We start from the raw sequence: 23,390 nt of genomic DNA on the forward strand, positions 1-23,390 counted from the left end.
TAGAACTGCAAATGCATGGCTTACTTGGCGTTGTACTCCCACTTTCACAGCGTGCAGGCAGAGAACCAAAATCTTCGATTTTCTATGATGGCTGTACAAAGCGCGTGGGCGACTTACGCCAAGTTAGTCAGGTGAAATAAAAAACCCTAAATAAAGTAAAAACATTACTTCATTTAGGGCATGCTGCATATGTTATATACTAAATTATTTTTTCCATAGACCGTGAATATTACAGTATTCTCTTACAGATACTATTTCTTCATCGATTTTAAAAGTTGCTTCTGGTTTTTCTCCTGGGTTTAGATATTTTCTATACAGCTTGTTTTTTGTAATTACTTCAATCCACTGTATATAATGGGTATCAATCATTGGATGCTCTACTTCTCCAACTTTTACAAAAACTTCTTCCCCTTTTTGCTCAACTACAGGAACATGTTTTTCTAAAGCTGCATCCTGAGTATTTTCTGTTATTAATTCCATAGGTTTTCCACAGCATACCAAAGTTCCGCCAGCTTTATTAACAACCTCTACAATATTTCCACATATAGGACATTTGTATATTTGTTTTAATTCTGTCATTTTATATCCCTCCCAAAATCTTTAATAAATAAGTATATTTTAATTAAATGCAGAAATAAGAGCAACTATCTTATTTTTTATTAAATAGTTTACCCTTGACATGATAAACTATTCAATAAAATAAACCTATATCTTAAGCACTTTTCCACAAATTAGCTAATAGGACAATTACTTTTAAATAAGATTTATTCTACATTTGCTTATTTTTAATTATATCATTAACAAAGCAATTAATAAATATTTTAGAGAAATCTTTTACATAAAATTCTAAGTTTAATTTATTTTTTTAAGGACATACTATTTTATAAAGACTTTTCACAAAAGTTTTTAAAGGAGGTTTTTATATATGTCAAAAAAGATACCATATTTGCCAAAGGAAAGAGAATATTTTGAAGCTCCGCAAAAAAAAGTTAAAGCTTATTCAGAAAGAGATTATACTGAACTTCCTGATAATGTGATAGATCCTATAGTTTCAAATAATATTTCAAATGTGGAATTTGATTACACTTATGATCCTCTAGATGATTACGACGACTAAAAATACACTAACAACTAAATAATTGAAATAAAAGGCTGATGTTAAAGTATTCTAGCATCAGCTTTTTTATTCTAGATAATTCATGTATAGATAAAGAACTTGATATATAAATTTACGTTTTAAGATATAAAATTAGAAAGCCTTGTAGATTAAAACAATGTTTAATTATAAAATTGAATATCTATAAACTTAGTCGAAGTATAAACTCCAACTAAGTAAGATTCATTGATAATTTATATTTAATCATACAGTAGATTTATTAAAAGATTAATGTAATTCTTTTTTTGATTTAAGGAAAATTACCCTTGTGTAATCTTAAAATCTTATTTCTACAATATGCGTTCCCTCTTCCATAAATGGAACTATTCCATCCTGTACATGCTTTCCATCTATAGTTACAGATTTATTTTCTGATCTTTTAATTTTTATATTATATACACAATTTTCGTGTCTATAATTTATCTCATATTCCATCCATTCCTTTGGAACACAAGGATGTATTCTAAAGCCTTTTCCACCTACAAGCGATAAGCCTAAAATGCCTTCTATGCCCACTCTGTACATCCAACCTGCAGTACCTGTATACCAGGTCCAGCCACCTCTTCCCACATGCTCACCAGCATATACATCTGCTGCCATAACATAGGGCTCTACTTTATATATTTCACTTTCTTCTTTAGTTTTAGAATGATTTATTGGATTTATCATGTTAAATAATTTCCAGGCCTTATCTGCTTTACCCAGCTTCGCCATAGCAAGTATTACCCAGGTTGCCGCATGAGTATACTGTCCTCCATTTTCTCTTACTCCTGGTACATATCCCTTTATGTACCCTGGCTCCAACTTAGAATTATCAAAAGGAGGCGTTAATAATAAAACCATTCTTTCATTTTCCTTAACAAGATATTTTTCCAATGAATCCATAGCCGTTTCTGCTCTTTCAGGACTTGCTGCCTTTGAAATAACTGCCCAGGATTGAGAAAGTGAATCAATTCTGCATTCATCATTTTTAGAAGATCCTAGAGGCGTTCCATCATCAAAGTAAGCTCTTCTGTACCATTTTCCATCCCAAGCATTCTTTTCAAGATTTTCTTTTACAAAATCACTTAACTCTAAATATCTTTGACTCCTGTATTCATCTCCTCTAATTTTACATATATCTGTAAAATCTCTTAGAATACTATAAACAAACCATCCAAGCCAAACACTTTCACCTTTTCCCTGATTTCCAACGGTACTCATTCCATCATTCCAATCACCACTTCCCATTAGAGGTATATTGTGAATGCCAAATTTAAGTCCCTTTTCTAAGGCTTTTATACAATGTTCATATATGGTTCCTGCTTTATCGGACTTCCTTGATATACTATATCTTTCATCTTCGCCAGCCTTTAAGGGCTCATCTTCAAGATATTCCACTGATTCTTCTAAAATACTATAATCTCCAGTATTCTTTATATAGTCGCTGGTTACATAAGGCAGCCACAACAAATCGTCTGAGAATCTTGTTCTTATACCACTATCTACTACAGGATGCCACCAATGCTGTACATCTCCTTCAATAAACTGCCTTGATGCACTTATAAGTATCTGCTTTCTTGTCATTTTAGGTCTTAAAAAGCTTAAAGGCATTACATCCTGCAGCTGGTCTCTAAAGCCATAAGCTCCTCCAGACTGATAAAATGCAGTTCTAGACCATAATCTACAACTTATTGCTTGATACATTAGCCATCCATTTAGCATTATATTCATTGTTTCATCTGGAGTTTTAACTTTGATTTTACCAAGCATATTTTTCCAATATGTTTTTGTAAGCCACATTTCTCTAGTAACATTATCATAATCAGAATATCTATTAATTATCTCTTTTATCTTTTCTAGACTTTCATCTTCTCCAAATATAATCCAAAGACTGCTCTCTTCTTTTGGTTCCAGACTTATTTTACAATTTTCAGCCATGCAAGGGTCTAATCCTGCTCCAATATTATTGGAGAGATTAATCTTTTTAAGTGCCTGTGGTGAAATTAAGCTTCCACCTCTGCCAATAAACTCTTTTCTGTTTCCTGTAAAGCTTTCTTCACTTCCACCTGCAATTTTTAAATAGGCATAAGAGTTCCCAAAATTTTGGCTGTAAGGATTTTTAGCATACATGAAATTTTTTTCTTTATCTATATCAGTTACTATGTGAATACCAGTATGGCTAGGAACAACTCCCAATACAATTTGACTGTAATAACTTACAGATAGACTTCTTCTAATATCTGATATATTTTTAAGTTTAATCTCAATAAGCTTAACACTTTCCTCCATAGAGGCAAACATTATCATTTCCCCAGCTATACCATTAGCTGTATGCTTAAAATTAGAATATCCATAACCATGCTCTATAATATACTTACCACCATCTCTTATAGGTTTTGGAGAAATACTCCATAGCTTTCCTGTATCCTCATCTCTTATATAAATTGCCTCACCTAATTCATCAGTAACGTAGTCATTAGACCAAGGTGTTATCTTATTCTCTCTACTATTCTTAAACCAAGTATAGGCGCTGCCTGCTTCAGAAACATGAAAACCAAAATTTTTATTTGATATAACATTTATCCATGGAGCAGGTGTATTTTTATAATCCTCCAAGGTTATGACATACTCATTAGCTTCTGTGTCAAAGCCCCCATAACCATTATTATAGGTAAGCTCTCTCTCTGGATATTGAAATTCAGCTGCTCTATAATTTATATTCTTAGGCACTATATAATCTGAATCTTCTTCCAGCTTTATGCTGCTTTTTACCTGACTTACCAAAAGCCCTTTATCAGAATCTATAACAAGTCTGCTTATTCCCATTAAAAGTTTAATATCTTCTTCACTCATAGTTGCATTGCTGTGAAGAAAAATTCCTGCGGGTTTATTTTGTTTATCACGAGAATGACTTGACGCAATTACATCTCCTAAGGAATTTTGTAATTCCTGCAAATAAGAATTCCCATTCATATTTATTATTACAAGATCTACCTTTAAGCCTTTCATAGCCCAGTACTCATGAGCATTAAGCATCTGTCTTACAAGTCCTATATCCGACTCATTTTTAACAATCAGTAAAGCTATAGGTAAATCTCCTGATATGCCATAAGCCCATAGTGCACTTTGAGATTTAGACACACCTTTAATGTAATACTCTCTTTCTCTTACCATTGTATTAATGAATAAAAGTTTTGAAGCCATAAGCTGATATAGATTTGCTTGATTTGGCTTAATACCAAGATAATTCAGTTCAACTTGGCTCTGACTCCATGAAAGTTCAAAGACTCTTTTTATATTCTGCACTTGATGATACTTTGTTGCCATATTTAATGCATCTTCTCTTGAATCAGTAATAGAATTCACAAAAACAATACTGCAGGAAGTACCAGGTTTTATTTTTATACTTCTTCTAATACTTATTATAGGATCAAGCACATTTCCAACTGTATTCTTTAATTTATCATTACCCTCATGAAGGCATAAGGGACTGGTAACATCTCTACCTCTCCCTATAAAATTCACTCTACTTGTTTCATACTGGATATCGTCATCATTTTCTCCATCTATAAACATAGTCTGCATAAGCCATGGTTTATCTTGATTCTTGGCTCTAGGTCTTCTGTTAGCCAAAATACACATAGGACTTTCTACAAATTCTGTTCTAATAAATAAATTACTGAAGGCAGGATGAACCTCATCTGCATTTAAGGGGGCTAAGGTTATTTCTGAATAACTGGTTACTTCAATAAGTTTTTCAGTGCTCCCATTATTTTTTAACGTAAGCTTTCTTACCTCGGTATTATCTTCATTAGAAACAGCTATTTCAGTATGAGTTTCTACATCTCCATCTTTTCTTTTAAATTCTACTTTATCCAGAGCAAAAATAGCTTCATAAGAATCACCTTCTGTTTTACTTGGCTCATAGGCAGCACTCCAAAGCCTATTATCTGTAATATCTCTTATATAGAAAAATAATCCCTTATCCTCAGTGGTTACATCTTCCTTCCATCTATAAAGCATCATATCCTGTTTTTTACTATATCCACTTCCACTATTGGAGATCATCATAGAATAAACTCCATTTGACAATATGTGAGTTTCAGGCATTTCAGTTTTAGCATTATTGTAAATTCTCACAATAAAATTACTTCTATCATTTTTCTCGTTATTTGCTATTTCAAATACCTTATCTCTATCATAAACCACTCTCTTAGGAACTCTTTCCTGCAGTAATAATTCTGTTGCCTTTACTTTTGGAATATCATGAAATCTATTTTGTAAAACAAAATTATTTAATATATTATCCAAGGCCATAAGACTCATTCCCTGATGATGAACCATAAAACATTTTATAATAGCCTTTTTTGTATTTTTAGGTAATCTATTTTCTGTATAATCTACAGCTTCATAAAATCCATACTTTCCCTCAAGTCCTTCTGCCATAATTCTCTTAATATTACTAAGGGAACTATTTACATCCTGCTGCATGGCAAGTACTGTTGAGTATGGAGATATTACTAATTCATCCATCAAACCTCTCTTTAGTCCTATACCCGGAACACCAAAAGCTTTATACTGATAATTAGAAGCTATATCAAATTTATAAAAAGCTGATTCAGATATTCCCCAACAAGATATTTTTCTATCTTTAATATATTTTCTCTGGCCTTCTATTACACTTTTATAGGTTTCATTTAAAAGTGTATCTTCATAGTTTTTCATTATAAGCATAGGCATAAAATACTCAAACATAGTTCCACTCCAAGATACAAGTCCTTTGCCTTTTCCCATAAAACTCATAGACCTGCCAAGTTTAAACCAATGACTTTGCTCTACATCTCCCTTGGCAATGGCCACAAAACTTGCCTGCCTTGATTCTGAAGCCAACAAGTCATAGTAGCAGTTTGATATTTTATTTGCTTCCATATCATAGCCTATGGAAAATAATTGTCTTCTGGAATCAAAAACTATTTTAAAATCAGTTTCCTCTGCCATGTTATTTAATCTCATTCTTATATTTTCCACTTTATTAATAAGTTTTTCAATTTGGGTCTTGCTCTCATTAAACATATTAATAATTTTATCTATCCAAGTTATATCCTTTCCAAAAGAAAAAGCATCATCGCTTACAGTAAAGGTGCTTATTATTTTGTCAATTTCTCTTGGTATGTCTTTAAGAGGCACCTTATTTGATAAATCTTTTATGGCATTTCCCTTATCATTTATCATCTCATCTCTTTTTGAGACTAACTCTGCCCAAGGAAAAATTCTATCTATCTCATCTAAGCCCATTTTTATCTGATGCTTTGCTTTGGAATTCCAATAAAGTACTATATTTTTATTATTTTTTTCAAATTTGTCACAATCACTTGATAAAGTGGTTAAAGTTCTTCTCCATGTAGCAGCATCCATATGATAAGCTTCTATTTCGCTTATCATAGAATTATAGTTATTCTTTACTGAAAAAGCATTTTCTATCTCCTCATTGGAAAGCCTTAAAATATCGCAAATTCCCTTTGCATATCTAATAGTTATTAAGGGCTCACTTATATATTCCTGTAAAGCCCTAGATGCCAGCCATAAATATCCTACTAAATTTCCGCTGTCTACTGTTGAAATATATCTAGGATTTAATGGTTGCTTTGTCTTTGTATCATACCAATTATAAAAATGTCCTTTATATCTTTCTAGGGATTCCATACTGGTAAGTATTTTATCAAGCCTATCTACAAGCTCACCCAGTGTTAAATACCCTAAATCATAAGCAGCTAAATTAGATGTAATGCCCATTCCCATATTTGTTGGTGAAGTCCTGTGGGCTACTCCCATTGCAGGATCTTCTTGATAATTATCTGGTGCCAGCCAGTTTTCTTCATCATTTATGAAATCTTCAAAATATGCAAAAGTTTTTCTACTTATTCTTCTAAGTAGATTTCTATCTTCATCAGATAACTTAATATCAATTTTTTTTCTATCCTTACTGATAAAATAAGCTATAATAGGACTTATAAACCAAATAATGCAGGATGGAAGTATAATGTATCCTACAGGCTGCTGTGCCTTAAAACCCAAAGCTGCTATTATTGCTGCTACAGCGCTTCCCGTCCACATATATAATAGATAACCTGTAAATTTTTTATTACTATTTGCCTCTGCATCAGCAGCAGTCTGCCATTCCAATAATTTTTTTCTGCTTATAGTTATTCTATATAGAGTTCTAAAAATAGCATCCAGCATTAAACATGCATTAAAAGTTAAAAAAGTAAATATTAAAAATACCTGTTCAATGACATTTTTATTGCTATTCATCTTTCCAGATATACTTATTCCCCTCATTGGTGAAGCTACAATCTCTGATACATCAAAAAGCCACGGGGAAATAAGAGCTATAAATGCTAAACTGAGCCATTTATCTATACCATCTGGAACAATTGTAAGTGAAAGTATCAATAAGATTATAATAGAGAGAGATAAAGTACTTCGCCTTAAATTATCTAACATCTTCCATTTTGAAATAACATTTAACGAAGAAGGTTTAAACATATATGGTATCAGCTGCCAATCTCCTCTTACCCATCTATGTAATCTTTTAGTTCCAGAGTTATAATAAGACGGATATGCATCAATAAATTCCACATCTGTTACCAATGCACATCTTGCATAGGCTCCCTCTAATAAATCATGACTTAATACTGAATTTTCTTTTATCTTTCCATCAATTGCATTTTGAAAAATATCTATATCATAAATCCCCTTGCCGGTATATATGCCTTCTCCAAACAAATCCTGATAAGCATCAGAAATAGCAGTACTATAAGTATCTATACCTGTTTCTCCAGAAAATATTTTTGAGTAAAAGGTCTTATTGGCACTTACTGTATCTATACTTATTCTTGGCTGCATGATGCCATAGCCCCTTGTAACCTTTTTCTTCTTAATGTCTACAATAGCTTTATTCAATACATGACTCATTGCCCCAACTAATTTTTTAGCTGTATCTCTAGGAAGCTGAGTATCGGAATCCAGTGTTATAACATATTTTGCATCCTGCAAATTCACTATTGATCCACTTATAACATTATAGCTTGTGTTGCTATCTCCACGAAGAAGCTGGTTAAATTCCATTAGCTTTCCACGCTTTCTTTCCCATCCAATCCAGCTATTTTGTTTTTTATTATAGGTTCTAGCTCTATTAAAGAAATAAAATATATCTCCATCTTCTCTTTTATATTTTTCATTAAGTAATTTTATATCATTTAATGCTGCTTCATTAATCTTATTGTCCTCTGGCTCACTTTCATTTTCACTGTCTTTAAAATCTCCTAGTACAGCAAAAAATAAATTATTTTCTTTATTTGCAAGGTAGTATACTTCAAGCTTAGCAATAATTTCATGAACAGTTTTCTCATCACTTAATATAGCCGGTATGGCAACAATAGTTTTACATTCACTTGATATTCCCTCTGAAAGCTCCATTTTAGGTATAAATTTCGGTGTGGCAAGATGGTTTATACTCCAATTTAGAATTGAGTTAATAATCTCACTACAAGGTATTATTATAGCTATGCCTGAAATTATATATTTCCATAGAATAAAATTAGTATCATCTGCCAAACTTCTTGCTATAATGAATGCCATAAGCCCTATGGTACCAGCAATATTCAGTAATATATACCATGCTGCTTTATGATTTTTAAAAGCATATGCAAGTATATCCATTCCCCTGGCTCTGTAGCTTATTTTTCTCTTAAGATAATTTACTCCTTTATCTATGATATAATATCCTACATGTTTTTCATATTCATTTTTAGATCTTTCACTGGCATTTAGAGAACATTCCAAACACAGTCTAGCTAAATAGGATTCAGAGATACCCATATGCTTAGCCATTCTCTCTACATTATGTCTATAATAATCCCTAGAATTAAAATCCATTTTTCCATAAATTCCACTAGGATCCTGTCTTAATATTTCCTCCATATAACTTAATTTTTCAAAAGCTTCAATCCAGTTTAAAGCCTCTACTTCTCTTATTGAATTAATACAATTTCCCATGGAAAGCTGAAATGCGATTTCCTTTTGATGTTCAGTTATCATTATTTTTTCACTGCTGCTCTCTATAGCAGCCAAATTATTTTCTATCCAATTGTATATATTCTCATTCTCTATTCCATTATCTCTTAAATCCTTTAAAAGTCTTCCTGAAAAATGTGATGTAAACTTAGGTTTTTCAGCTATTATATTTTTTAATTCTTCATCTACATTTTCATTATTTACAGCATTTATTAATCTGTCTCCTAAGCTATCGGCTCTATTTTTTTCTTTCTGAGCTGTTACTATTTTATTTGTAACGCTGCCTATATTTTGCAGTAAAGCAATTCTAAGCATATTCGGCAAAGCCCATAGTTCACTATTTGTAAGTACAGTTTGTTTCTGATAAGCTTCAATAAATGACAATATAGTATTTTCATCAATTTTTCCATATGTATGAGATACTATTTCCATAGCAATATGATATACCCTAGGGTACCCCTTAAATAGTCCCTTATCTACAGCAGGCAAATTTTTATAACAGTATTCTGGCAAATTATGTTTTATGTCTTTGTATTCTTTTTCTATTAAATATAAATTATCCATTAGCCACTCTGCTGCTGGAATAACATCTCTCTTATATCTTGTATCTCTATCTATATATTCATATCCCGCAAGTATATCTCTGTAATTCTTATCAATACTTTTCATTATTTTTCTTTTGCTATTTGTAGTTTTAATCCTTTTGTGATAATCAGATATATAAGCTGCATGTCTTTTTAAGCCTTCTCCCTCTAAATTTATAGGAGGGAACTCTTCAAAAGAATCATTTCTATGTCTTACCTCAAAGGTAACAACTATGAATATTGATAAAATTAAAATTACAGCACTTATCTGTATATATATGTAAGGCATAAATAACCGTCCTTTCCTAAAAAAATGCAAAGCATCTTTGAATTATTATTTATTTTTAGATGCTTAATTTATTATTCCCATATTTGAAACATTTAATCAGAAAATTAAAATCAATATTAAAAAGCCAACAGATATTTGGGATACTGTTGACTTTTTAATATTTTAAATTATTTTATCCGATGATTTATAAAATCAAAGATTCTCTTAAGGTTTAATCCTAACTTTATTCATAAAGAACAGTGCAAGAATAAAAAAGAATGCTCCATAGAAGAACATATATCTATAGCCAATAAAATCCATAATCGCTCCGAGAAATGGCGGCAATAGCTGCGAGTGGCATTCCAAGCATTAAGAAGGGCATTCTTTTCCCAAATCTGGTATTTATTCTATCGCTGTACATGCCTACTGCTGGCTGTATAAAAAGAGCAAGATAGTTGTCTATGGTCATTATAAAACCGATAAGTGCAGAACTGGCTATAAAATTGCTCAGAAGCTTAGGCATAAAAGCATTATATACTGACCAGGTTATGCTCACAGCAAAAAATCCGAATCCAAGTAGAAAGGTTTTTTTGTAATTGAGTTTCTTCATTTTAACCCTCCTGAATATTCAAATTTGTATTTTATTAGACTTTAGGCATTTCTTTTAAGTACTCCCTATTTTATTATTAATAAGCAATATTCTTTATGTCCTATAAAAAACCTTTTATTTTTTAGAAGTTTAACATAAACTTAAAGATACTGAAGTCAAAGTCTAATCACTAGCTAGAACATACTCCCTAATAGCCTCTGCCACCCCATCCTCATCATTAGTTAGAGCCACTTTATTTGCACACTTTTTAACTTTATCTGGAGCATTACCCATGGCAATGCCAAGACCTGCATATTCTATCATATCCATATCGTTATAGTTATCTCCCATAGCAAGTATTTCATCTCTTTCTATGCCAAACTTTTCTTTCAATACACTAATTGCTGAGGTTTTTGATGCTTCCTTAGGCATAATCTCAAGATAGGTTGGCTTAGAAGGATATATATTTAAATCATAGTCCTTAACTTTTCCCTTTAATAAATTTATTTCATCAGGTTCTGCCATACATAAAATCTTATTAGGTCCTGTACCCTCTTGTAACCACAATTGAATTAAGCTGTTAAAATCCATAATCTTTGGAGTAATATTTGTTATATCACTTTCCTGTTTAGCCCAGTAATCCATTTTTTCTATATACCATTCATCATCTTTATACAAGCTCATGTGAACCTTTTCATTGCAAACAAGCTTATATAATTTCTCTAAATTATGAGCTGGTATAATATTCTTGGATAAAATATTATTGCTTTTATCCAAAATCAAGGCACCACTGTAGCATATAATCGGCTGCTCTATTTCAAGCTCCTCCTGCAAAAATAATATTCCTTTAGGCATCCTAGCAGAAACTAATATAACTGGTATTTGTCTTTCGTTAGAAGCTATTTTAATTGCAGCTTTTGTACCTTCCGAAATTTCATGCCTAGAGTTTAGTAAGGTACCATCAATGTCTAAGCATATCATTTTAATTTTATTCATTTAACCCATCTCCTATTAAATATATTTATTAATTACTTCGGTAATATAGAAAGTTGCGAACCAAAATTGGGGAAAATTGCACCCCTTGGGTGTAAATATTACCATTTATTACTTCGCCCTTTCTCCCTACTACGAATTAAAGACTAATTAATCAACAATAATCAATTGAATATCATGTTCCTCAATAATATCCATAAATACAGCTGGTGGTCTTTGATCCGTAATAATCACATCCACTTGCTCCCAATCTACCCCCCTATAATAACTGGAAAGCTTGAATTTTTTACAATCAGCAAGAATAATAACTTTATCAGACTTTTTTACAGCAACCTGCTTAACAAAAGCATCCTCTTCGTCATCATAATATATCCCATCTTCATTAATTGCTGCAGCCCCTATAAAAGCTGTATCGAACTTTATTCCATCAAGATAATCTGTACATCCTGGTTTATAAAAAAATCTATTTTTGTTGTGAAGTTGACCTCCTATAGAATATACGGAGATTTCTTTTTTCTCTGAAAGTATTTCAATATTATCCAAAGAATGAGTAAATACAGTGACACTCCTATTTAGATATTCTGCTAAAAAGCTAACGGTTGTAGACACGTCAAAAAAATAATGTTCTTTTTCATTGATAAATTCCATAGCTTTCTTAGCAATAGCCTTTTTCTCCTCAGAATAGTATTTAAGCCTTTCCCTGTAGGCCTCAATTGTGTTTCTTAGAGTTGGCAGACTGATTCCACCATGAGTACGAATTGCCGTTCCCTGCTCTATAAGCTTTATAATATCACGCCTTGCAGTATCCCTTGACACACTGAACATTTCACAAATATTATGAATGGACATGTTATTGTGTCCCTTTAAATATTCAAGTATTTTTAAAAGTCTTTCTTCCTGGTACATTCAATCACCTTATCCCTTAATTTATAACACTATCTACATAATAATTAAGCTGTGTGGATCAATATTAATATTTTGCGATACTATAATATCAACAAAGGAATTACATGACATTGGATCCACAATGATAATATCTATTTCATTTAGCTTCAATCCCTTATAGCAGGAAATATTTTTATATTTTTCATGCTCCGCAAGTAAAATGACTCTTTTAGCTTTTTTAGCAGCTTCTGCTTTAATGGCAGCATCTTCTTTATCATCATAATATATTCCATCTTTCGTTATAGCCGTAGCCCCTAAAAAAGCAACATCAAAATTTATTCCTTCAAAATAATTTTTGTTGTCTTCACTATAAAAAAATCTATTATTTTTATTAAGAGTGTTTCCAACAGAATGCACTTCAACATCTTTTTTCTCTGAAAGAATATACAAATTATCTATTGAATGAGTATATACAGTAATTTTTTTATCTATAGATTGGGCCAAAAATTGAATACTTGTAGAAACATCAAAAAAATAGCTTTTGCCTTCTCTAATAAACATTAGAGCCTTTTCAACAATTTTCTTTTTCTCTTCTGAGTGTATACTAAGTCTTTCTTCATAAGAATGATTACATTGTTTGCAATATTTACTTTCATTATCTTGATACATATAATCACCCCCTACCTTTAGTATAAGTATTTATAAGTAATTAATCAACACTTTTAAGTATTATTTTTTTACCATTATATAAAATAATTTTTGTGGAAAGTTATCTTACATCTGTGAACTTTCTATTTAAGAAGATAACATAGGCTAGTAAATTACTATATAAGTATATAAAAAGGAACTGCCTCACAATGCATATATCTATTGTGAGGCAGCTTTTTAACTATTCTGCTATTAAAATAATATAAATTTATTTATACTTACTTTCTCTTAACGGATAGTTTCTTTTGATATCTAAAAACCATATCACTTACAAAATTTCTTGGAAGTCTTGTAAGTATTTTATTAGCTACCCCTGGAATCACTACTCTTTTATTATTTTTTAGTCCTTCATAAGCTATCTTGGCTACTTTATCCGGTTCCATAGCTATTGATGAATTCTCTCTTCCAGCTGCCTTTGCAAAATTTGTTCTGGTGGCTCCCGGGCACAAGGCAGTAACTGTTATATTGTAAGGCTTTAATTCCTTATAAAGTGCCTCTGAAAATGATAGCACATAGGCTTTTGTAGCATAGTAAATTGCAATAAATGGGCCTGGGGCAAAAGAACCTGTGGAGGCTACATTCAAAATTTTACCTTTTTTTCTCTCTATCATTTTTCTTGAAAAAAGCTTTGTTATCTCAGTTAAGGTAATTATATTAAGCTGCAGCATTTCCATATCCTTTTCAATTTCAATCTCATGAAATAGTCCTACCGCCCCCATGCCTGCATTGTTTATAAGAATGTCCACCTGCAAATTTCTATCAGTAACATTATCAAATAGTTTCTTTGCAGCACCCACTTTTGATAAATCCTGTCCAATTATTTCAACCTTTATTTTATATTCATCAATTAATTCATAAGCTAATTTTCTGAGTTTTTCAGTACTCCTTGAAACTAAAATAAGGTTATATTTATGCAAGGCAAATACTTTGGCAATCTCACGTCCTATTCCGCTAGAGGCTCCGGTTATTAAGACTGTATCTGTATTATTCATAACTTTGACTCCCCTACCATCTAAGTTAAATTTATCCGATGACTACCATCCGTAATACTCCCATCGCACACAGCGAAAGCGATTCACACAAAATCCAAGATTTTGGTTCTCTGCTTTTCTATCAAAGTTGGAGATAACGGATGCTACGTCCCTGGATAATTCATCTAAACTTTTTTGGAGTACAAACTCCCACTAAGCAAGATTCATTGATAATTACATTTTCTATATTAACACTCTTTCTCTTAAAGGTTGCAATTTTTCACGATATTCTGGAGAAATTCTATTAAGTGCATCTATTACGTCAGAAGCTTTAACAGAATCAATGCTGCAAACTAAATCATATAAAAGTGGTTCAAGAAATTCTTCTGTAGAAGGTGCCTCTTTAATAATTTCAGAAATAGGCTTAGCATAAGTTAAAATTTCCTTTGCAAATTCCTCAGATACTATATCTAAATAATAATAGGTAAAACCATATTTATAAATTTCCACTAGTCTAATTGCAAAATGTAAACTTTCACTTAAAAACAAATCACATATGTGTGTACAATCTATTGTTGATCTGGCATTTAAGGGCATTTGCTCTTTTATAAACTTTTTCTCCTTCTCAAAATCATAGGTTTCTATATTAGAAGTCTTTGAAAACAGAAAATAAATTCTATTCCAAAACAAGTAACATTCCTCACATAATTCATTATCCAGAGGCAATTTAAGTGCTAATTCATCTATACCATCAATTATTCCCCACAATCCTGCAACATCATCATAAGTATTTATTCTTGGAATAACCTTAGAAATAAGTAAACGCATGTATTTAACATTTTCATTATTAAATAATTCAGGTTGTTTTTGAAACTCTGATAAAAGTTTTTTCCCCTGTGTTAAAAGAATATTATATCTTTCTGTAGAATTATAAAATACTGATAATTTCCATTTAAGGACAATCCCTTTAAGGACTGGCTGATAGATCCAAAGTTCATCAGCTTTTATTATTTTTTCAAGTTCTTCTATTATTTCAGTTTTTGAAAGTGAAAAACTTAATATAAGTTCCATAAAATGTTTTTCCTGATTATCTAACATATTTCTATTATATTCATAGAAAGTGTTAGCTTCCCCTTCTCTATCATTCATCAATAAAGCTAAAATATAACCAATTACTCCTACTCCACCATTTTCATAGTGCACCTCAAACAAATTCAAAGCAGCTATATGTAAGCCATCCTGGAGATATGCTGTTGCCAAATTATCTTCTATTGTACGTACATGGCCTCTAGGCGCCTCTTTAAGAGAAATCTTAAATAAATCAATAGCTGTCTTAGAATCATGTTCATACAAAGCAGCTATTCCCAACAAATTATCTCTTTCAAATTTTCTTTTCTCCTTATTGGCCAAGCTGTGATATTTTTTTGAAATTTGTTTATAATCTTTTTTACTTAATAACTTATTTAACCATCTATTTTTGATAAGATTAACAATAAAACTAATAAATCCACTAAAATATTTGTGTAGAAATAAAGTTGCTTCTACTATAAGAACAACCAATATAACGAATATTATAAAAAAAAGTAAATCCTCGTTAATATGTGCCACCTCCTTAAAATATGTGTATATAATTAATATTACCTATCTCCATTACCAGTTAATTATACTATAAAATGTCACAACTGTTTATTTAAATTATAATTATACTTAAAAAATATTTGGATTTATCTATAAGTAATTTTAGATTTCCAAAAACAAAAAATTCGAGAAGCTATCCATAGACGACTTCCCGAACTTATTCTTTCTTTATACAATGAAAAATGCACTAAATACATTTTGTACTCTAAGCTTTCAAACTCATTTTAACAATTAATTGATGCTTTATATGTTTATAGTAATGGAAGCTCATTTCTCAGAACGTCCCCATAAGATTCCCTTCTGCAGATAATTCTTGCATGACCATCTTTTACTAATACAGCTGCTGGTCTAGGTATTTTATTATAGTTATTTGCCATAGAATATCCATAGGCCCCGGTGTTTGAAACAATAAGTATATCTCCACTTTCAGCCTGTGCAATATTGGTATCTGTTAAAAGTATATCACCCGATTCACAGCATTTTCCCGCAACTGTTACTTCCTCATTGGCTTCATTATTAATTTTATTGGCAATAGCACATTCATATTCTGCCTGATAAAGTGATGGTCTTATATTATCAGTCATGCCTCCGTCTACAGAAACATATTTCCTTATATCAGGAATATTCTTAATGGAACCTACTGTATAAAGTGTAGTTCCTGCATTTCCTATTATGGATCTGCCAGGTTCTATGATTAAAGCTGGTAAATTTATTTGCAGCTCCTTTGCCTTTTCTTCTGCTCTTTTTAATATGGCACTGCAGAACTCTTTAGCTTCTCTAGGCTTATCTCCCTCTTTATAATATATTCCAAAGCCGCCACCAAGATCTAATTCTTCAATTTCATAATTCAGTTCGTCTTTTATAGTTTTTATTAAATCAAGCATTATGTCAACTTCTTCTTCGTAAGGCTTTATTTCAAAAATCTGAGAACCTATGTGACAGTGAAGTCCCTTTAACTTTATATTTGGAAGTGATATTGCCTTTTTAACTGCATTTATTGCTTCATTATTTAACAGAGTAAATCCAAATTTTGAGTCTACCTGTCCTGTTTTTATATACTCATGGGTGTGTGCTTCAATTCCTGGAGTGATTCTTAGCAGTATTTTTTGAACCTTATTATTTTTACCTGCTATTTCATTTATCTTTTCCATCTCATAAAAATTATCCACAACAAATCTTCCTACATTGAAGCTTATCCCCATTTTAATCTCATCAATAGTCTTGTTATTTCCATGAAATAGTACCCTTTTCATAAGAAAATCTGCTTTATGTGCAGTATAAAGTTCTCCACCAGATACCACATCCAGATATAAACCTTCTTCATTTATTACCTGACACATTGCAGTAGGCAAAAATGCCTTTCCCGCATAGGCAACTTTGTTCTTACCTTTATCCACATCAAAGTTTTCATAGTAATCTCTACAATTCTTCCTAACAAGTTCTTCATCTATTACATAAAGAGGGGTTCCAAACTCCTTACAAAGTTCATTAGAACTTATTCCCCCTATGTATAATTCATTTTCCTTAATTTCCATAGTACCAAACAGCTTCATCAAATCACCTCTAAATTTTTTTAATATCTATAATAAATAAGCAATTATCCTGAGAATACATTATAATTATACTAAATTAACTACTCTAAGCAATAAAAATATATAAAAATTTTTTTAATATTTATGTTTATTTTTATTTGTTAATGTCTAAAATTATCTATTACCAGCTGTACTGCCTTTTCCTTATCGCTTTGTTTAATAGCACAGGTTATTCTTATCTGGGAAGTGGTTATCATCTTTACCTCTATGCCATTATCACTAAACAATTTAAACATTTTAGCAGCAACTCCAGAACTTGTTTTCATACCTATGCCGACTACAGAAAATTTATCTATATCCTTATCTACATATACATTTTCTCTTTCAGCAAAATCATCAATTACATTAAGACATTCCTCTAAAGATTCCTTTGGTATTGTAAAAGATACATTTACTTTTCCATCTATAGGAGCAGTCTGACTTATCATATCTATACTAATTTTTTTACTAGCCAAAGCTTCAAAAAGATTTGACAGAATATTTATATCACTATATATATCTTTAATAGTTATTGCCACATCCTCATCACTGGTAGCAATGCCAGTTACAGGTTTACTCTCCATATTCATAGTATCTACCTCCCTTATAACTGTCCCCTTTACATTACTGAAGTTAAGTCCTACATGTATAGGTACCTTATATTTTTGTGCAAGTTCTATTGATCTTAAATGCAAAAGCTGCGCGCCAAGACTGGTAAGTTCAAGCATTTCCTCATAATCGATTTCTTCTAACTTCTCGGCCTCTGCATATTGCCTTGGATCTATATTATATATACCATCTGCATAAGTATATATCTCACATATTGCATTTAGCTTTACAGCTATGGCCACTGCTGTAGTATCTGCGCCTCCTCTTCCAAGGGTTGTTATATCTCCTATGGAATTAATACCTTGAAAGCCAGCTATTATTACAATTTTATCTTTTCTTAAACTTCTATTTATTCTTCTGTCATCCAAATCCTCTATAAGGCACTTACCATAATCACCAGTAGTTCTCATACCAATCTGATAAGCAGTATAACTTATGGCATCACAACCCATTTCCTTTATAGCCATAGCAAGCAAAGAAGCTGAGGCCATTTCCCCCGTAGATAAAAGTGCATCCAGTTCCCTTTTATCTGGTTCATCTGAAATTTCATTTGCTAAATTTATAAGTCTGTCTGTGGCATCTCCCATTGCTGAAACAACCACCACTATATCATTACCATCTTCTTTTTTGTTAATGGCACTTTCTGCTACTTTTTTTATCTTATCAATGGTAGACAAAGAATTTCCGCCATACTTTTGTACAATTAATGCCATCCAGCTCCCTCCCGTTGTTATTAGAACTTATATATTTAAAGCTTTTTTATCTATAAAATATAAAAACGGCAAAGGAACACCCTTGCCGCCTTATATTATTACATAATATTCCGCAACTTTGTGTACCCTGTAGCTCTCCACTCAATATATATTATATTATTTATTATCTATTTCATAACGAATTAATAAATCCCTTATTCTAAATCACAAACAATAATAATATACACTTAGATAATAAATTTTAATATACATCTATTAATTCTATCAGTGACAGCCTCACATATATTCTATGTAAGGCCAGAAAATAATCTTGTCAGCTTATTTTCTTCGGCTGCAGTTCCTTTTTAAATTTATCAATGCCTACCGACTCCAAATAAATACTATTAACTACAGCACCTCTACCCTAGGTTATCAAATAATATTAAATTGTGTTTAAGTATATCATATAAACTTAAATACTTCAATATTGTTTTATAAAATCGATTATACTAAACATTTTCCTTCTATACTGGCAAATGTTCATAATTTCATATATTAATCTTAATTCTACATTTAATTTCTACCATATTTACTTCGCATAGTTAAATTTATACTATTAACTTTATGTAATATATTATGAACACTCTTATTAACATTGACATAAAAATTATTATTGTATAAAATAATATTAATTTTTAGAATTTATTAATAAATAATATTTATTATATCCTAGGGGGAGAAGATTATGGAAAAGTTAAATACTAAGTATGGTGTTATTGAAGGCATATCTTCTATGGACTACTATAAAAACGGTAATCCAAGAGATTGTGTTGTAACTGAAGTCAATAAATTAAAGACAACTTATGGAACTTTTATTCCACAGTATGAGAATGGTAGTGAAAGACGTAAACATATTAAATCTTTTTCTTTTTATGATGATGGAAATTTACAAAGTGTTTATTTAGAAAAACAAACTAAAATCAACACTTCTATAGGAACTTTACCAGCAGAATTAATTACTTTTTACAAAAATGGCAACATAAAACGTATATTCCCTTTAAATGGTCAAATTACAGCCTACTGGTCAGAACTTGATGAATATAAACTAGCAGAGGATATTTCCTTTGATCTCTCTGTAGGAAAATTTGAAAAGAAAATTATAGCTGTAAATTTCTATGAAGATGGAGTTGTAAAGAGTATTACTTTTTGGCCTAATAATCCTGTAGAAATAATTTCACCCATTGGTAAAGTTATGGCGCGTATAGGTTTAGCTTTTTATAATAGTGGAAAACTAAAATCCTTTGAACCACTTAAACCAACTAAAGTAGAAACTCCAATAGGTACTATAACCTCTTATGATACAAATGCACTTGGTATTCATGGAGATTTAAATTCTATAAATTTCTTTGAAGATGGAAATATAAAATCACTGATAACTTCATCAGATACTATAGAAATTACTACAAAGGCTGGAGAAAAGAAAATCTATAAACCAGGGTTAAAAGTAAGTGTTATCAATGATGAAGTTATGGAAGTAGTTCCAATGAAGGTAAGTTTCAATGATAATAAAGTTTGTTTCAATAACAACAGCGAAGATGCATATTCTATTGATGAATGTACTTTCAAAGTAGAATATACACCTCTACAAACTAAATCTCCTTGTGCAAGCTGTGCTGGAAATTCAGACTGTAATGGTGACTGCTGTTAAAGTTTTACTGAATCTTTAATTAGTAATTTAAGAAAGTTGCGAACTAACTTGAAGGTTTCTGTTCATTAACCAGTGAAAGCTTTTGTGGTGTAAGCCGGGTGAAAAGCTTTCACTTGTCAATGAGCAAAATTATCATCTATTAGTTTAATCAATCTTTATAGTTACTTCGCCCTTTCTCACAAATTACACTATAATTTATAAAATTCCTCAAAAGATTTCTCTACATGGAAATGATCATCAACACCACAAAGTTCTCTCACCGAATGCATAGCAAGCAGCGGTGTTCCAATATCTACACTTCTTATGCCCACATGAGTAGAAGATATAGGACCTATTGTACTGCCACCTGGCTCATCTGATCTGTTTACAAATTTTTGTACTGGTACTTTTGCTTTTTCACATATGGCTTCATATACGGCAATACTATTGCTGTCAGAAGTATATTTTTGATTTGAACTTATCTTTATAACTGGTCCATTGTTAATAATAGGTCTATTGGTAGGATCACTTTTTTCTCCTCTATTAGGATGAACTGCATGAGCGGCATCTGCAGAAATCATAAAACTTTTATAAAGGGCTCTAAAATAATCTTCTCTATCACCACCAAAAGATATAACAATTCTTTCAAGAGTGCTGGCAAGTAATTCTGAGTCGGCTCCTTGCTTTGTAGAACTTCCCACTTCCTCATTATCAAAACAAGCTAGAACACTAGTAGCTTCTGTTGCATCAGAATCACTAAGAGCTATCACTCCTGCATGAACCATCTCCAAATCATCCAATCTGCTGCTGGAAACAAATTCATTATTAAGTCCCATTATATTTCCTCTGTTATATTCATATAGAAAAAGATCAAAATCAAGTATTTCTTCCGGCTTTATATTAAATTCCTTAGCTATAGTTTTAACTAAAAGATTATCTTTTTCTAAAGTATCATTTATAATTGCCAATAGTGGAAGTACATCTGTCTGCTTATTGAGCTCTACACCTTTATTAATTGCCCTGTTCATGTGTATCGCTAAATTAGGAATAATCATAATTGGTCTTTTTATATTCACAAGTGCAGATTCTGGGTATAGAAGGTTTTTTCCCTTTACAGTTACCCTACCTGCCAAAGATAACGGTCTATCAAGCCAGGTATTTAAAATTGGACCTCCATACACCTCTGTATTTAGTTTCACATAATTTCTTTCTGCTGTAATTTCAGGACAGGGTTTAATTCTAAAGCTAGGTGAATCCGTATGTGCTCCAATAATTTTAAAGCCTTTTTTAGCTATAATACCACTTCCCACAATAAAAGATATAATAGCAGAATCATTTCTAACAACAAAATATTTTCCACCCTTTTGGAGTTCCCATCTTTCGCCTTCATTAAGTTCAATAAATCCTTTTTTAGCAAGCACCTTTTTAATACTCTTTACTGCATGAAAAGCAGAAGGACTTTCATATATAAAATCTATAAGATTTTCAGCTAATTCTATTTCAGTATTCATATTTAATTAAACCTCCGAGTTCATATTTTTTAGACAATATAAAGTATATCAAAAAATGGCTTTATTTTTCCATAATACTAAAAAATATTTACCTTAAATTCAGTAGCTACTTATAATAAATATTATTACAGGCAGTATAATTACTATACTATTTAATTAAAATATCGTATAATAGGACTTAAAATATTAAGCATGTTTAAAGAAATAAGCCACTATATTCATTTAGTTATTTTTTTAACATGCCTCATGCAGGGAGTGTTTAAAATGACTGTAAAATTTATAGTATCGCATTTTATAAAAAATTACGATAATATAAATGACAAAGATGTTAGAGAAAAATATGGAATTTTAAGTGGAATTATTGGAATAATAGTTAATTTATTTATCTTTATCATTGAAATAATACTTGGAATTTTTACCAATAGTATTGCCATAATTGCAGATGCTGTAAATAATCTAGCTGATGTAACTTCTTCCTTGGTAACCCTTGTGGGATTTAAACTAGCAGGAAAACCTGCGGATAAAGAACATCCTTTTGGGCATGGAAGAATGGAATACGTTTCAGCACTGGTAGTTTCTTTCTTAATATTAATAGTGGGCTTTGAGTTTGTAAAAAGCTCATTTCAAAGAATATTGCATCCAGAGCCTGTTAATTTTAATCTATTAACTTTTATAATAATACTAGTTGCTATACCATTAAAGCTGTGGCTCAGTCGCTTTAATAAAACTTTAGGGAAGTTAATTGAATCCTCTACCATTGAAGCTACAGGAGCTGATTCCTTAAATGACGTAGTAATACTAATTGGAGTTATAATATCTCTATTGGTATCACATTTTACTCATATTTCTATAGATGGTTATGTAGGTATGGTGGTGGCAATTTTTATATTGATATCTGGAATTTCATTTATAAAGGAAACCCTTAATCCACTGCTTGGTGAAGCCCCAAATCCTAAATTGGTAAAAGAACTAAGAGACGGTGTGCTTAGCTATGATTATATTTCTGGAGTACATGATTTAATAATACACAATTATGGCCCAGGAAGAACCATGGCATCTCTCCATGCTGAAGTCCCCTGCAATATGCCAATTATGAAAATTCATGATGTGATTGACACTGCTGAAAAAGAACTTTCTGAAAAACTGGATATGTTTATAGTTATACATATGGATCCCATATGTAATAATTCTGCTGAGGTAATCCAAACTAAAAATTCTGTTATTAAAATATTAAAAGACTTCCCCATTGTAAAATCTCTTCATGATTTTAGAATAGTTGGAGAAGGTAAAAATAGAAAATTAATATTTGACGTAGTTATAAGCTTTGACAATAAAATATCAGAAGAAGAGAAAGAAACCCTTAAAAATAATATTGATAAGGCGGTAAGAGAGGCAAATCCTTTTTATAGTACAATCATAACTATAGATCAAGACTATACACATTAAACTTTGATTCATAATTGTAATAAA

General features: G+C 31.2%; 14 protein-coding genes and 1 riboswitch. Of the genes, 3 read left to right on the top strand and 11 right to left on the bottom strand.

All coding sequences use genetic code 11. From position 1 onward, the window contains the following. Nucleotides 1-204: 204 nt before the first annotated feature. Nucleotides 205-579 carry a desulfoferrodoxin gene (locus ABF633_RS14405; protein WP_415524587.1) on the bottom strand — a complete coding sequence of 125 codons (375 nt, stop codon included), beginning with the start codon at nt 577-579 and terminating at the stop codon, nt 205-207. A 346-nt stretch (nt 580-925) separates the two neighbouring features. On the opposite strand from ABF633_RS14405, the gene ABF633_RS14410 reads away from it, so the two are divergent. Then, nucleotides 926-1,117 (top strand): hypothetical protein, encoded by a 192-nt coding sequence (locus ABF633_RS14410; protein WP_015614506.1) that lies wholly within the window; start codon nt 926-928, stop codon nt 1,115-1,117. Nucleotides 1,118-1,432: 315 nt separating this feature from the next. Here the strand turns inward: ABF633_RS14410 and ABF633_RS14415 are convergent, their stop codons facing one another. The 9 genes from ABF633_RS14415 to ABF633_RS14455 form a co-directional block, all read right to left on the bottom strand. Beyond that, complete coding sequence (locus tag ABF633_RS14415; RefSeq protein ID WP_415524588.1) at nt 1,433-10,087, bottom strand: GH36-type glycosyl hydrolase domain-containing protein; 8,655 nt, start codon at nt 10,085-10,087, stop codon at nt 1,433-1,435. Between the two features lie 280 nt (nt 10,088-10,367). Beyond that, complete coding sequence (locus ABF633_RS14420; protein WP_415524589.1) at nt 10,368-10,676, bottom strand: MFS transporter; 309 nt, start codon at nt 10,674-10,676, stop codon at nt 10,368-10,370. Nucleotides 10,677-10,838: 162 nt separating this feature from the next. Continuing rightward, complete coding sequence (locus ABF633_RS14425) at nt 10,839-11,651, bottom strand: Cof-type HAD-IIB family hydrolase (RefSeq protein ID WP_415524590.1); 813 nt, start codon at nt 11,649-11,651, stop codon at nt 10,839-10,841. Between the two features lie 147 nt (nt 11,652-11,798). Beyond that, the gene (locus ABF633_RS14430) at nt 11,799-12,554 is read right to left on the bottom strand and encodes a DeoR/GlpR family DNA-binding transcription regulator (RefSeq protein WP_415524591.1); all 756 of its coding nucleotides are present in this window, start codon (nt 12,552-12,554) and stop codon (nt 11,799-11,801) included. Nucleotides 12,555-12,587: 33 nt separating this feature from the next. Then, nucleotides 12,588-13,202: a hypothetical protein gene (locus ABF633_RS14435; RefSeq protein ID WP_415524592.1), complete on the bottom strand. Its 615-nt coding sequence runs from the start codon at nt 13,200-13,202 to the stop codon at nt 12,588-12,590. 257 nt (nt 13,203-13,459) lie between these two features. Further along, the gene (locus ABF633_RS14440) at nt 13,460-14,233 is read right to left on the bottom strand and encodes an SDR family NAD(P)-dependent oxidoreductase (protein WP_415524593.1); all 774 of its coding nucleotides are present in this window, start codon (nt 14,231-14,233) and stop codon (nt 13,460-13,462) included. Between the two features lie 222 nt (nt 14,234-14,455). After that, nucleotides 14,456-15,622 carry a hypothetical protein gene (locus ABF633_RS14445; RefSeq protein WP_415524594.1) on the bottom strand — a complete coding sequence of 389 codons (1,167 nt, stop codon included), beginning with the start codon at nt 15,620-15,622 and terminating at the stop codon, nt 14,456-14,458. Between the two features lie 479 nt (nt 15,623-16,101). After that, on the bottom strand, nt 16,102-17,403 hold the full coding sequence (lysA, locus tag ABF633_RS14450; protein WP_415524595.1) for a diaminopimelate decarboxylase: 1,302 nt from the start codon (nt 17,401-17,403) through the stop codon (nt 16,102-16,104). Between the two features lie 140 nt (nt 17,404-17,543). Further along, the gene (locus ABF633_RS14455; RefSeq protein WP_415524596.1) at nt 17,544-18,743 is read right to left on the bottom strand and encodes an aspartate kinase; all 1,200 of its coding nucleotides are present in this window, start codon (nt 18,741-18,743) and stop codon (nt 17,544-17,546) included. A gap of 248 nt (nt 18,744-18,991) precedes the next feature. Then, nucleotides 18,992-19,152: riboswitch (Lysine riboswitch) on the bottom strand. A 315-nt stretch (nt 19,153-19,467) separates the two neighbouring features. On the opposite strand from ABF633_RS14455, the gene ABF633_RS14460 reads away from it, so the two are divergent. Then, complete coding sequence (locus tag ABF633_RS14460) at nt 19,468-20,430, top strand: hypothetical protein (RefSeq protein ID WP_415524597.1); 963 nt, start codon at nt 19,468-19,470, stop codon at nt 20,428-20,430. 188 nt (nt 20,431-20,618) lie between these two features. Here ABF633_RS14460 and ABF633_RS14465 read toward each other — a convergent pair whose 3' ends face one another. Then, nucleotides 20,619-21,920 (bottom strand): M18 family aminopeptidase, encoded by a 1,302-nt coding sequence (locus ABF633_RS14465; protein WP_415524598.1) that lies wholly within the window; start codon nt 21,918-21,920, stop codon nt 20,619-20,621. 264 nt (nt 21,921-22,184) lie between these two features. Between ABF633_RS14465 and ABF633_RS14470 the strand changes: the two genes are divergently transcribed. Then, nucleotides 22,185-23,366, top strand: a complete 1,182-nt coding sequence (locus ABF633_RS14470) for a cation diffusion facilitator family transporter (protein WP_415524599.1) — start codon at nt 22,185-22,187, stop codon at nt 23,364-23,366. Nucleotides 23,367-23,390: the final 24 nt, after the last annotated feature.

Source organism: Clostridium sp. (assembly GCF_047718555.1).
GTDB lineage: Bacteria > Bacillota > Clostridia > Clostridiales > Clostridiaceae > Clostridium_I.

Excerpts from the sequence above, each read along its gene's own strand:
- ABF633_RS14410 (WP_015614506.1), top strand. The coding sequence starts at position 926 with ATGTCAAAAAAGATACCATATTTGCCAAAGGAAAGAGAATATTTTGAA.
- ABF633_RS14430 (WP_415524591.1), bottom strand. The coding sequence starts at position 12,554 with ATGTACCAGGAAGAAAGACTTTTAAAAATACTTGAATATTTAAAGGGA.
- lysA (WP_415524595.1), bottom strand. The coding sequence starts at position 17,403 with ATGAAGCTGTTTGGTACTATGGAAATTAAGGAAAATGAATTATACATA.
- ABF633_RS14470 (WP_415524599.1), top strand. The coding sequence starts at position 22,185 with ATGACTGTAAAATTTATAGTATCGCATTTTATAAAAAATTACGATAAT.
- ABF633_RS14405 (WP_415524587.1), bottom strand. The coding sequence starts at position 579 with ATGACAGAATTAAAACAAATATACAAATGTCCTATATGTGGAAATATT.
- ABF633_RS14420 (WP_415524589.1), bottom strand. The coding sequence starts at position 10,676 with ATGAAGAAACTCAATTACAAAAAAACCTTTCTACTTGGATTCGGATTT.
- ABF633_RS14415 (WP_415524588.1), bottom strand. The coding sequence starts at position 10,087 with ATGCCTTACATATATATACAGATAAGTGCTGTAATTTTAATTTTATCA.
- ABF633_RS14460 (WP_415524597.1), top strand. The coding sequence starts at position 19,468 with ATGGAAAAGTTAAATACTAAGTATGGTGTTATTGAAGGCATATCTTCT.
- ABF633_RS14455 (WP_415524596.1), bottom strand. The coding sequence starts at position 18,743 with ATGGCATTAATTGTACAAAAGTATGGCGGAAATTCTTTGTCTACCATT.
- ABF633_RS14465 (WP_415524598.1), bottom strand. The coding sequence starts at position 21,920 with ATGAATACTGAAATAGAATTAGCTGAAAATCTTATAGATTTTATATAT.
- ABF633_RS14440 (WP_415524593.1), bottom strand. The coding sequence starts at position 14,233 with ATGAATAATACAGATACAGTCTTAATAACCGGAGCCTCTAGCGGAATA.
- ABF633_RS14435 (WP_415524592.1), bottom strand. The coding sequence starts at position 13,202 with ATGTATCAAGATAATGAAAGTAAATATTGCAAACAATGTAATCATTCT.
- ABF633_RS14425 (WP_415524590.1), bottom strand. The coding sequence starts at position 11,651 with ATGAATAAAATTAAAATGATATGCTTAGACATTGATGGTACCTTACTA.